10 protein-coding genes are annotated in these 13,058 nt (G+C 32.2%); 2 read left to right on the top strand and 8 right to left on the bottom strand.

All coding sequences use genetic code 11. The features are described from left to right. Positions 1 to 52 precede the first annotated feature (52 nt). From IM755_RS02265 to IM755_RS02240, 6 genes are all read right to left on the bottom strand, one after another. Complete coding sequence (locus IM755_RS02265) at positions 53 to 1,738, bottom strand: T9SS type A sorting domain-containing protein (RefSeq protein WP_194093432.1); 1,686 nt, start codon at positions 1,736 to 1,738, stop codon at positions 53 to 55. A 128-nt stretch (positions 1,739 to 1,866) separates the two neighbouring features. Continuing rightward, entirely contained in the window at positions 1,867 to 3,576 is a 1,710-nt protein-coding gene (locus tag IM755_RS02260; protein ID WP_194093431.1) for a T9SS type A sorting domain-containing protein, read from the bottom strand. A gap of 210 nt (positions 3,577 to 3,786) precedes the next feature. Further along, the gene (locus tag IM755_RS02255) at positions 3,787 to 4,692 is read right to left on the bottom strand and encodes a T9SS type A sorting domain-containing protein (protein WP_194093430.1); all 906 of its coding nucleotides are present in this window, start codon (positions 4,690 to 4,692) and stop codon (positions 3,787 to 3,789) included. An 82-nt stretch (positions 4,693 to 4,774) separates the two neighbouring features. Continuing rightward, positions 4,775 to 5,113 carry a T9SS type A sorting domain-containing protein gene (locus tag IM755_RS02250; RefSeq protein WP_194093429.1) on the bottom strand — a complete coding sequence of 113 codons (339 nt, stop codon included), beginning with the start codon at positions 5,111 to 5,113 and terminating at the stop codon, positions 4,775 to 4,777. Between the two features lie 104 nt (positions 5,114 to 5,217). Continuing rightward, on the bottom strand, positions 5,218 to 6,366 hold the full coding sequence (locus IM755_RS02245; protein WP_194093428.1) for a hypothetical protein: 1,149 nt from the start codon (positions 6,364 to 6,366) through the stop codon (positions 5,218 to 5,220). A 141-nt stretch (positions 6,367 to 6,507) separates the two neighbouring features. Then, a complete protein-coding gene (locus tag IM755_RS02240; RefSeq protein ID WP_194093427.1) occupies positions 6,508 to 9,270 on the bottom strand; it encodes a TonB-dependent receptor in 2,763 nt (920 codons plus the stop codon). A gap of 179 nt (positions 9,271 to 9,449) precedes the next feature. Here IM755_RS02240 and IM755_RS02235 point away from each other — a divergent pair, with 179 nt between their 5' ends. Then, positions 9,450 to 10,139: a response regulator transcription factor gene (locus tag IM755_RS02235; protein ID WP_194093426.1), complete on the top strand. Its 690-nt coding sequence runs from the start codon at positions 9,450 to 9,452 to the stop codon at positions 10,137 to 10,139. Then, positions 10,139 to 11,182: a sensor histidine kinase gene (locus IM755_RS02230; protein ID WP_194093425.1), complete on the top strand. Its 1,044-nt coding sequence runs from the start codon at positions 10,139 to 10,141 to the stop codon at positions 11,180 to 11,182. The genes IM755_RS02235 and IM755_RS02230 overlap by 1 nt, the downstream gene beginning before the upstream one ends. Here IM755_RS02230 and IM755_RS02225 read toward each other — a convergent pair. Further along, a complete protein-coding gene (locus IM755_RS02225; protein ID WP_194093424.1) occupies positions 11,156 to 12,211 on the bottom strand; it encodes a glycosyltransferase in 1,056 nt (351 codons plus the stop codon). The genes IM755_RS02230 and IM755_RS02225 overlap by 27 nt on opposite strands. After that, entirely contained in the window at positions 12,211 to 13,032 is an 822-nt protein-coding gene (locus IM755_RS02220; RefSeq protein WP_194093423.1) for a UDP-2,3-diacylglucosamine diphosphatase, read from the bottom strand. The genes IM755_RS02225 and IM755_RS02220 overlap by 1 nt, the downstream gene beginning before the upstream one ends. Between the last annotated feature and the right edge of the window lie 26 nt (positions 13,033 to 13,058).

The following is a 13,058-nucleotide window of genomic DNA, read 5'->3' as shown; positions in this document are numbered from 1 at the left end:
CTAAAAAAGCACCAACTTTCGTTGATGCTTTTCAATATGTTATTAAAATTAATTATTGAATAACTAATTTTCTTGTAGCCGTTTTACCTTCTTCTGTAACTTTCACAATGTAAACTCCAGCGTTTAAACCAGAAATATTTACAGTGTTATTCATTACGTTTGATTTTACAACTTCTTTTCCAACTATGTCAAAAATTTGAACTGACATCTCAGCATTAGCAGTTGAAGTTAGGTATAATGTATTTCCTTTTAATGGGTTTGGATACATTTTTAAACCATCGATTGCGTCAAAACCTCTTACTGATAAATTCGTATCTGCGATTGAACGTGCTGTAACTTGAGGTGTTCCAGCGAAGTCTGTTACTAAAACCGAAAGATTTCTAGATCCAGAAGGCACTAATTGTCCGATGTAGTCAGATTCAACAAATGCTGTTCTAAAAGTAATTGTATTAGTTCCATCTGATAAGTTATAATTAGTAGCAGGTGGATTTATAAATGTGTTTGATCCATTTCCTTCTAAGAAGGTAACAGCATTTAATCTTACTAATTCACTTTCGTATGCCTCAATGTTTCCTGTTATTGCAGCTATTGTTACAACCTCCGGAGTAATTACATTACCTGTTGATGAAACTGAAATATTCTCTAAAGGTAATAATTGTAGTGTTCCATTGAATAGTGATGTTTGACCTTTTAATCCTGTCATTCCATCTCCGATTACAAATGGATTTGTAATAACAGTTGTATTGTCGTCAATCAAAATAGCAGCAGAGCTATCTTGAACATATTTTTGATTTCTAGTTGTTCTAGCGTAAGTTACTATTGCTTGCCCAGTTATATGGTAATATTTTCCAGCGCCATTAGCAATAACATGATTTCTAACAGCTGCAATATTTGGAACAACAACATAAGAGTCAATGTTGAAAGTTACAGTAGCATTTTTAGCTGGAGAAATAGGGTTATTTGAATTATTTACTAATTCAACAAAAACAGAATATGCTCCCGGTGTTAAGCTTGTTAGTGAAATAGGGGTTGTATCATATTTCATTACTCCAGCGCCTCCATTAACAGAGTATCTAATGTGTCCATCGCCTGTTCCGTTTGCAACATTGAAATTTGCTATTGATAATCCAATGTTAACACTATTGATAGTTGGATTGTATGAAGTTCCATTTGATGGTGATGTTATGATAATACTTGGAGCAGAACTTGAAGCTGTCCAAGAAAAATCATCAACCATTAGTCTTTCATTAACAGAATTTGATTTTACTCTGATTTGAATATTTGCATTTGGGCTATTAATAGTACCATTGATTGTTTTCCAATTGGAATCTGTTGTGACAGTTGCGTTAATTGTTGATGAAAAAGTCCAACTTGTACCATTGTCGGTCGAATATTCTACAGTAAAATCAGTTGCTGGTGTACCGTCCCATCTTCTTGCTTGAAAACTGAATGTTCCCACTCCGCCTGAAGCAATTGTCATAATGATATTGGTTGTTGCATTATTTCTAAGTCTAACAGAGTATGTTCCTAATGCACCTGCTACAGCATCTTGAAGTGCCGTGCTATTTCTAAGTACGTCAGTTCCAGACATTGTGAATATACCATCTGTATAAGTATGATTTCCATAACTATCAGGAGTAGTTGCTGACCATTTAGCCGTGTCGTCAAAGTTTATAGAACCTTGAGAAAAAGTTAATAATGAGAAGGTTAATAAAAATAAAATGTAAAGTTTTTTCATTTGTGAAAATTTTTAATTGGGGTGGCAAATTTATAGACTATTTTTTAATTAATAGCTTAATTTTCAGTTTTTTTAAATAAAAAAAGCGCCAACATTATTGGCGCTTTTAATTATGGTATTAAAACTAATTATTGAATAACTAATTTTCTTGTTGCGGTTTTACCTTCTTCGGTAATTTTAACTACATAAACACCTGCTTGTAAGTTGGTAACGTTTATTGTATTGTTGATTACATTAGTTTTTATTACCTCTTTACCTAATAAATCAAAAATTTGAACAGACATGTCAGCATTGGTAGCAGAAGTTATGAATAATGTGTTTCCTTTTAGAGGATTTGGATACATGCTTAATCCTTCTATTGAGTTAAAAGAAGAAGATGATAATGTAAAGTTTGGAACTGTATTAATAGTTAATTCATCAATTATCATTACTGGTGTTGTAGTAGCTGATTCTTGTCTTAATACAAAACCTGCGAAATTTGTAATTGCAACTGTTGGTGTTACATTTACTGTAGAGCTAGCAGTACCACCAATTGTTGGATTTTCAAATAATGAAAGAGTGTTAGATGAAAAGTTATGTCTTAAAACTAAATATTGTGTTGTTCCAACATTATATAGATTAGTTGACCAAACTATGTCTGCAGCAGATGTAGTTGGACTTAAGCCATATTGATACTGAGTTCCGTCATTTTTAATCCAAATTCTAGCAGTAGTGAATGAGTTTGATACGTCGGATAAGATAGCAAAATATGAAACGCCTGTAACTCCAGTAATATCAGTTACACTAGATAAGAAAGAAGCGTAAATTACATCTGAATTAACCGTTGTGAATGGAGCTTTTGTGTCGCTTCCAGTTCCAGCGAAGGTAATTGATCCGCCAGTAGAGGTAATACCTGTGTAAGTTAGATTTGAGGCTGTAGCTAAAATTTCATCAGATCCTAAAGAAATATTGGTCCATTTTTGGGAACTACTTAATGCAGAACTTGCTGTGTAATTAAATGGTTCTGAAAATGGTAGGGTATTTGGAATCTTACATTCAGGACTTGCTCCAGAGGCATTTAAGTTACAAGTTCCGCCTGTTATAGTAACAGAATAAGCAGTTCCTTCAGTAAAGGTGACAACAATATTTCCTGCAGCTACAGATGTTGGATTATCTCCTGATACTGTTCCAGAAGTTGTTATAGTGTAAGTTGCATTAGCTCCACCAGTATATGGGATAGTTACTGTGTAATTGTCTAAAGCTGAAGTAGATGCTAAGCAAGCGGTTACAGCTGTTCCTAGAGAAAGAGTACAAGAAGCAGAAACAGAATTTAGCTTCACATCATCAATTCTAAATTGTGTAGTTGCAGAGGATTGAGTAAAACGAATTCTTAAATTGTTTGTGCTTGGAATTCCAGAGGTTATTGTTATTAATGTCCAATTTGCTGTTCCGGCACCAGTTGTTCTAGAGTAGGTAAGCGGAGTAAAAGTAGTACCGTTTGTACTAACTTCAACTATTAGTTCGTTATTACCTGCAGTTGTGTTTTTATGGTGTCCAAAACTAAGTTGTAAATCTGCAGTGTTGTATGCTGAAGTATTAATTCCTTCAATTAAAAAAAAGTTGGTTGTATTGCTTGCAAAATAAACATTACCACCGGCTGATGCACCAGTATATCCAGAAGATACTGTTGATGCTCTAACATCTGCAGTTCCAGAATATAAAATTGGAGATGTGTTTTGGAATGTATTAGCAGCAATTGCTGTGGTTCCACCTGGTGTTCCCATGTTTTCAGAGTAGAAAACTTGTCCAAATGACAAAGTACAAACTGCTATTAATAATAAGGTGTAAAGTTTTTTCATGTTGATATGAATTTAAATTGAACACAAAGATAAAAACAAATTAAATTTCTTTCTAATAAAAAGATGTTAAGTTTAAATTAATTTTATATTTTTTGCTTTTTAATTATCTGAAAAATAAGTTTTTAGCAGATGTTTAGTATGTTAAAAGTGGTTTGTGTAGAAAAAAAGACACTGTTTAAAGTGTCTTTATAGTTTTTATGAGATGTTTATTTAGTTAACTATTAATTTTCTTAATGCCGTTTTGTTGTCTTCGGTTATTTTTATAATATAAACTCCTGAATTTAAACTTGAAATGTTTACACTGTTATTAATAACTTCGGATTTTAAGATAGTTTTTCCCAAGGTGTCAATAATTTGAATAGTCATGTTTAAATTTTGGGTTGAAGTTAAATGTAATGTATTTCCAGATAATGGATTTGGATACATTCTTAAACCTTCAATGTTATTATCAGCAACACTCAAAGTATTTATGTTTCCTGAAATAACCACGTCATCAATACTAAAATTGCCTCCACTTGCTTCTGCATTATATCCGTAAAATCTAAAAGTTATTGGAGAAGTCAAGCCATTAAAACCACTAAGATTAATGGTGCTTCCTGTTTGACTGCTGTTGTTGTCCGCATTAAAAAAGAATATATTGCCTGGTTGAGCAATTAAATTGGCGTTTGCAGGTGAAATAGATGCTGGTAAATTTGCAACATATCCATCAACACTTGAACGAACAACGTAGGTTCTCACTCCAGTATTTGAGCGTTGCGTTGTGAAAGTAATCGAAGTTAAATCAACAGAATAACCTGCTTGAGGTGTTAAAGTTACTTCGTAATAAGTTGTTGCGCTTACACTACCTGTTAATGCAGCATAAGTGGCTCCATTTGCTGCTCCTAAAGGTTGATTGTCAAAAACAAAACGGCCATTAGCACCAGGTTGTGTAGCTACAGGATTTGTAGCTGAAAAACTTCCAAATGTTATTCCTGTAAATGTAGGAACTGGAGTTGGATCAATTAAACCAGAACTGCCGTTAGAAACCGCTGCAAAATTATAAGTTCCAGTAAAAGATTGTCCGAAAGACATAACAACAGCAAAAACTGTAAAAAGAGAAGAGTAGATTTTTCTCATAGAATAAAATATTAAGGGTTAATAAATACGAACAAAAACTCACCTCAATTTCTTTAAGGAGAAAATAAATATTGAATTAATACTAGTTGATTATAAGTTTTCTAGTAGCAGTAGCATCACCCTCTTTAATTTTGATGATGTAAACTCCGGCTGCTAAATTACTCACATTTACTTCTTTTGAAGTAATTACCGTTTCTAGTACTTTTTTCCCAAGTACATTAAAAATTTCTACTTTTTTGTCTAAAGACGATTTGGTAGTAATGTAAATTTTCCCAGAGTTTACGGGATTTGGGTAAATGGCTAAGCCCTCAATTGTAGGTTCTTGAGTTTTAGTTGCAACAGCAGATTTGTTCTCTTGTGCTTTAAGGCTGAAAGAAAACAAAAACATAAGAAGAAAAATATAAAAGTATTTTTTTTTCATGTGCAACTATTATTGAGTGTAAAGGTAATGATTTTTTTAAAGCAAATACAATGCCAAATAAAAAATCCCTCTTTATGAGGGATTTTATTGTGTTTTTTTGTTCTTTAGAAGCCGGTAGTCCAACCAGTTGCCCAGCTTGGTGTTTCACCACTATTTCCAGCACCAGTGTTTGTTCCTACAGTTAAATACGTTGTGTTTGTGCCTGCATACTCAGATTGTGTAGTTATTGTTGCTCCAAAATAGATAGGGTTGAAAGTAACAAAACCATTATCAACGTTTGTGTTAGAACTTGGGTCTTCAGCAGCTGATTTGATTTTTAAACCTTTTGTAAATCCATCAATGTAGATGTTTTGACAATTCCATTTTCCAGTACCTTCTTTTAAGAACATTCCGTGCTCAGAACCAGCTAAACTTCCTTTTAAGATTGTAAAGTTTTTTAATGTTGCGTTTGTTGTTGGAGTTGCAGCTCCATTGTCTCCATTGTTTGAACCTTCAACTCCTGCTTTTGCTACATCTTTGATGAACACATAATCAATTGTTCCAGAGAAACCATCTGCAAAGTCAACCGCATCATCCTCACTATGTAAAGCAATTAAATATCTTGGATTAACAGAACCTCCAAAAAATTCAATTCCATCATCACCACTTTTGTAAGCTTGGACATATTCAAAAACTGTTCCACTACCAACACCAAATAATGATACTCCATTAAATTCTTTAGTTGCATTAAAAGCAGCACCTGTATATTCTACTCTTAAGTAGCGAATAACTCCAGAGCTATCAGTATTTTCTGTACCACCATATGTTAAATCTCCTACTTCAGAAGTAGCTGTTTGACCTGTAGAACCACCTTTGTTTGTGTTTGCTCTACCGCAAATTACTAATCCACCCCAATCACCAGTTGCCTTAACAGCATTTCCACTTGTCATTACTACCGGATTAGTAGATGTTCCGTTAACATAAAGTAATCCATCTTGTGCAATTGCAATGTATGATGCTGTTCCACCAGTAGCTTCAATTCTAGTTCCAGCTGGAATGGTTAAAGTTGCACCACCTCTAACGATAAATGAACCTGTTAAGTTGTATACTTGTGTAGGGTCTAATGTAGCAGATTGTCCTGCTAATAATTCTCCTTTAAAATCTGCTGGATTAATAGTTACAGCATTATTGTTGTTATCAGATTCTTCTTCTCTTGAACAAGAAGTGAAAGTTAAAACAGCTATAGCTAAAGCTGATAAAAGTAAATTTTTCATTTTTGTGTTATTTAATTTGTTGAAACAAATGTAGACTTGAATTGTTTTTTAGTGTTTATCCTAATGTTATTAGTTTATTAAAAATATAGGCAGATTTCGGAATAAAATCTGCCTAATATTTATTTATTGTAAATTAAATGTTTAGAAAGAATATTTCATTGAAATACTAAAGTTTCTACCTTTTTTGTAAGAGTCAACTACAACATTTTGAATGTCTTGCGTTCTTTCAATGGTAGGGTCGGTTAAATTTTTTGCGCTAAATCCAAACCCAATATTTTTGTTTACTTTATATTTTAAAACAAAGTCTAAAGTAATTACTTCACTGTCTACTAAATCTCCTTTTCCAGTAACACCAAGCGCATAAATTCTATCTGAAAAATAACCTCCAGCTAAAGTTGCGGTTAATGATCTATCATTTTTGAAATCTTTGTTGAAACTGATATCTGAGTTTACTAATAAATCAGAAGCACCTGTAAGTCTTGAATCTTTATTTGTAAATGCTACGCTAATTCCAGGATTTTCTTCAATTACTTTTTGAGTATCCAAATCTTGATTTGTAAATAGATAAGATACATTTAATCCAAATCCTAAGTTAGTTTTTTCACCAGTTGTGTTATTTTCTCTTGAAATAATATTTTTTCTCCATTCACCTTCAACTCCTAAACCAATTGCTTTTTCGCCTGAGTTTACCCAAGAAATATCATTTGTGGCAGAAGCAACTGTAACTTGATTAATTGGATTTTGAATATATTTTCCAAATCCTGTAAATGATATAACTTCACCATTTTTAGGATACATTTCCCATTTTAGATCAAAGTTATAATCAGTAGAGTTGTATAAGTTTTCATTTCCAAAGAAACTTTGCCCAACTTCTTCAAATAAGAAAGGAGCTCTTTCTTTAAATTGAGGTAATGTATAAGTTTTACTTGCAGCAAATTTTACATTTTGTTTTTCATTAATTTCATATTTTGCTGTTAACGAAGGTAAATATTCCATAGTGTCAGATAATTTTTTACCTGATTTCAATGAGGTGCTGTAAAAAATATCTTGAATAATATATTCGGAACGGAAACCAGCAATTACAAATAACTTTGGTGTAAACTGGTATTCAATAGCTCCGAAACCTGCAGAAATAATTTGTTGACCATTAAAATTTTGAGGATCTAATGCATTTGGAGCGCTTAAACCACCTCTAAATGTTTGAATATCGAAATAACCTAAGTTAAAACTGTTTTGGTTAAAATAGCCATCAATATTATTCAAATCAATAACTTGTTGTGAATTAATTTTGAAGTTGAATTGAGTTGCATCAAAATTAATTTCTTTATATCTAGCACTATATCCTGCTATAAACTTTCCTTTATATTTGTCTTCAGTTGTTTTTCCAAATTTATATGACAAAGTAAAATTTCCAGCTAATTCATCATCAGTCATTTCTTGAAAATATCTATGATTGTCCGATTTGTTTAAGTTTGAAACAATTAGCGGAGATGTTGTTGGGTTATCATTATCTGATGGTACAAATGTGTTTTGCATACGATCAGGAATTACATTTGTCATCATATTATATGAAAGTCCCCAATCAAAGTTAATACGATTGCTTAAAGTATGATTACCTAATAATTGATTAATAAGTAATGAAGTTCTTTCAAAAGTAGAACGTGATAAATAACCACCTCCATCAGGTGCTGCATCAAAAATATCAATTACACCTGTAAACTCTTCGTGTTTTTGTGAGGTAGAATTAATATACATCGTATTTAATTTGATGTTATGATTACTGTTTATTTTATAGTTAATGTTAGCCATAGCATTTGAACTTGTTTGGTATTCATATGCTTTTCTAAATAAGTCTTTATAGGCCACACCCTGACTTGCTTCAACACCACCTCTTCTTGCTCCTTCTTTATAATTATAATTATTATCGAATGAAGTGTTTAAAAAGAAACTTAATTTCCCATTAGTGCCTATTGAATAAGAGTCTCCACCTCTTAAATAAAATGAACTTCCTATTGGAGTTGCTGCTTGCTTATCCCAGCTTGTAGTAAAGTTATAACCGGCTAAAGGATTACTTGGTATAGGTTGATTACTAAAACCATGAAAATTTGGTCCGTCTTGCAAATAGAATTTGTTTTGTGAAATTGCATTTGAATTAGCATTCATACCACTTCCTACTTCAATCATTCCGCTCCCTTTATAAGTTTTAGAAACGATATCCACATTAGCTCCTGCAAAATCTCCGTAGTTTTTATAGTTGAATGTTTTATCAATTCCAATGTATTCCACAATGTCAGTTGAGAAAACATCTAAAGACATGTTTTTAGTAGAAGGATTATTTGATGGTAATGGTAATCCATTCATTGTAGTAGAGTTATAACGATCACCTAAACCTCTAACAAAAATATCGCTTGAACCTTCTTGTTTAGAAATCCCTGATGTTTTAGCAACAGCTGCAGCTACATCTCCAATTCCCTTTTTAGAAATTTCTTCCGCTCCAATACTTTGTTTAATCTCAACTGCTTTTTGTTGTTCTTGCAATAAAGCACTTTCTTTTTCTTTAGAAACTACTTGGATAATTTCAACATCTGCTAATTGAACGCCACTAGCTTCTAGAGTATGATTGATTACTTTTTTCTCATTAGCTTTTAAGGTAAATGGAATTTCTTTAGTTTCGTATCCTAAATATCCAATTACTAAAGTATAGTTTCCTGGTTTCAGAGAAATTGAATATTTTCCGTTCTCATCAGTAGAAGTTCCTTGTTTTGTTCCTTTAATTACTATGTTAGCAAAAGGTAAAGGTTCGTTGTTAAATTCTTTATCTAAAATAGTTCCAGTTACAGTTCCATTTTGAGCAAACATTGCTACTGAAAAGAATAATGATAATAATAGATAACGTAGTTTCATTTTGTGTTGTTAAATTTTGGTGCAAAGGAACTGCCAGAGTGTTATTGTAAAGTTACTTGCCTGTTATGAATTAGTTGTGAATGCGTTACCGAATTGTTAATAGATTAAATAATTGTAAACTCCTTTGAACATTTTATTTTATCTTTACCTTTACAAACCAAAACATAACAAATTTTGTAATGAAGAAAAAAGACATTAAGATCTTATTGGTTGATGATGAGCAAGATATCTTAGAAATTGTAGGATACAATCTTTCTCAAGAAGGCTATCAAATCGTTACAGCTTCAAACGGAAAAGAAGCTATCGCAAAAGCAAAAAAAGAACATCCTCATTTAATCATTATGGATGTCATGATGCCTGAAATGGACGGAATGGAAGCTTGTGAAAACATTAGAAAAATTCCAGAACTTCAAGATACAATTATTACTTTTTTAACCGCTCGTTCCGAAGATTATTCACAAGTTGCTGGTTTTGATGCTGGAGCTGATGATTACATTGCAAAACCCATCAAGCCAAAGGTTTTGGTAAGTAAAGTACAAGCATTATTAAGAAGATTAAAAGGTGTAGAAGGCGTTTCGTCAACCACAACTTTAACGGTAGGAAATATCGAAATCAACAGAGAAGAATACAAAATTATTAAAGAGGGCGAAGAAATCATCTTGCCTCGTAAAGAGTTTGAATTGTTCTATTTATTAGCCACAAAACCTGGAAAAGTGTTTACTCGCGAAGAGATTTTAGATAAAGTTTGGGGTAACGAAGTAGTAGTGGGTGGAAGAACCATCGATGTTCACATAAGAAAATTAAGAGAAAAAATTGGAGATAGCTTCTTTAAAACCATTAAAGGAGTGGGATATAAAATCGAATTTTAATGCAATTAAAATTTAAAAAATCTTATAAGTTCGCTTTAAAGTCATCGTTATACGTAACCTTGTTCTTTTTAGCGACTATTTTTTTGTATCATTATTTTGTTCAGTCATTAAATTTACTGGTTGTTTTCGCTTTTTCGCTTATTTTTTATGCGGCGACATTCTTTTTAATTCAATTTAGAGTGGAGCATTTTATCTATAAACGTGTTAAGAAAATTTATGATGATGTCTCGCTTTTGGAAACAACTTCTTATGTAAATCAGCCCGTAACAACTGATATGGCAACTCTTACGAAAGAAGTAAAAAAGTTCGCCCGAGATAAAAAATTAGAAATCGAAACCTTAAAAATTAGAGAAGAATACCGAAAAGAATTTTTAGGAAACGTTTCGCACGAATTAAAAACACCACTTTTTACGATTCAAGGTTATTTGCTTACACTTCTTGATGGTGCGATGGAAGACAAAAATATCCGAACAAAATATTTAGAACGTGCCGAAAAAGGTGTAGAACGCCTAATTTACATCGTGAAAGATTTAGATATGATTACCAAATTAGAAGTTGGTGAAATCAATCTAGATGTAACTCGTTTTAATATTGTTGAAGTGATTCAAAATGTGTTTGATTTGTTCGAAATGAAAGCAGCAAACAAAAACATTACCTTAACTTTTGATATGAAATATGCTAAGCCTATTTGGGTAATGGCCGATCAAGAAAAAATCCAACAAGTTGTTACGAATTTAGTAGTAAACTCTATCAAATACGGCAAAAAAGGCGGAACTACTGAAGTTGGAATCGAAGATTTAACCAAAAATAAAGTCATCGTAAGAATTACCGATAACGGTGAAGGTATCGAAAAACAAAACATTCCACGTTTATTTGAACGTTTTTACCGAGTAGATAAAAGTGGTGCAAGAAGCGAAGGTGGTTCAGGTTTAGGATTAGCTATCGTGAAACATATCATTGAAGGTCACGATGAAAAAATCTATGTAGAAAGTCAAATCGGAGTTGGTTCAGAATTTTCATTTACCTTGGAAAAGACGAAATAATTCGTTCCAATTCGGGTCAACCGAAAAATCCTTAAATCCTTTGTAAAAGTGAATTTTTTCTAATTTGGAAGCTTTGAATTTTTCTTGCTTGCAACTTGGAGCCACAATTTCCGATTTAAACTTTTTAGCCAAATATTCTTGTTCGTATTGACCAGGCGTAGGAATAAAAAACGCTTTTTTCTCCAATTTTGCTAAATCCATAACCGTAGTATAACCCGAACGACAAACCACAAATTCACTTTCGTTAAAAGCGGTGCTTAATTGTTCCGAGTTCATGAAATTGTAATACGTAATCGAATTTACTTTCTCAATTTGCTGTTGCGATTCAACTATCCCTTTTACAAAAAGAATTTCCTTCGAACTATTTTCTAATTCTTTGGTAAGTTTTTTTTCCAATAAAGTACGTTGCGGTTCTGGTCCTGATAATAAAACCATAATATCGTATTTAACGGGAAGTGATTTTTTTTCAATGCGACTTAGCGGACCGATGTAAGAAATTTTATTTAACTTCTTTTCAGGATGCCCTAATTTTCCAGATAAATTCTCCACACTTGAAACATCAGGAACCCAACAAGTATCAAACTTGGAAATATAACGCAAATGCAATTTGGTAGTCAACCAAGAAGTTTTTCCAGAAAGTACATTCAATTGATGTGTAATAAAAACAGAAGGTACTTTTGAAGAATAAACGCCTAATCTATTATCGCTAATAACACCATCGATTTCATAGTTTTCGATAATCCTATTGATTTTTGATTTCTCTTTTTTGATGGCCAACATCATTTTTGGCATTTGAAGTGCTAGTTTCCACTTGAAGTTTTTACCTTTTTCCGCATATTGAATATTATAAGCGGGTAATTCAATACTTAAAAGTTTCGGAAACTCTTTTTTTAATAAAGCTAAAGCTACTCCGTCAGAAGCAATAATGGGTTCAAAACCATTTTCTTCCAATGCTTTTATAATAGGAATACATCGTGTGGCATGTCCTAAACCCCAGTTTAATGGTGCTATGAGTATTTTTTTCTTCATTACTTTTTCAAAACCGCAATAAATTGTTCGGCTAATTTATTTTCATCTTCAAAATTATACTCATTTTCCTCCGAACTAAAATTTCTATCGTGTTGGTATAATTTCCACTTTTTGTTGTTGTATTCCAAAGCCGTTAAATTTTCTATCCAATCACCCGAATTCAAATAGAAAACTTCTCCTTTTTCATTTTCCATGAACTCAATTTTGGGTTCGTGAATATGTCCGCAAATTACATAATCGTAGTCGTTTTCTATTGCCAATTCTACACAAACATTTTCAAAGTTAGTGATAAATTTAACAGCAGATTTTACATTGTTTTTAATTTTCTTAGAAAGCGAATACGGTTCTTTGTTAAATCGGGCTAAAACCCAATTGATGAATCTATTGATTAGGATTAAGATATCATAACCCCAACCGCCTAATTTGGCTAACCATTTAGCTTGAGTAATCGAAGCATCAAAAACATCACCATGAAAAATCCAAGCTCTTTTATGATCTAATTCTAAAACAAGTTTATCAATTAAACTGATGTTTCCCATGTGCAAATCGGTAAATTTTCTAAGAAATTCATCGTGATTTCCGGTTATGTAGTACACTTTTGTGCCTTTTGTACTCATCGAAATAATTTTTTTAATTACTTCTAAGTGTTTGGATGGGAAATAGGATTTTCTAAATTGCCAAATATCAATAATGTCACCATTCAGCACTAAAATTTTAGGTTTTATCGAAGATAAATAATCCAATAATTCTTTCGCATGGCAACCATACGTTCCAAGATGAACATCGGAAATAACAGCCACTTCAACTTTACGTTTCTTCAAAATAAAAGTTTTATGCAAAAAACGAA

It is taken from the genome of Flavobacterium proteolyticum (assembly GCF_015223105.1).
Taxonomy (GTDB): Bacteria; Bacteroidota; Bacteroidia; order Flavobacteriales; family Flavobacteriaceae; genus Flavobacterium; species Flavobacterium proteolyticum.
This window is presented reverse-complemented; position numbering and strand designations above follow the sequence as displayed.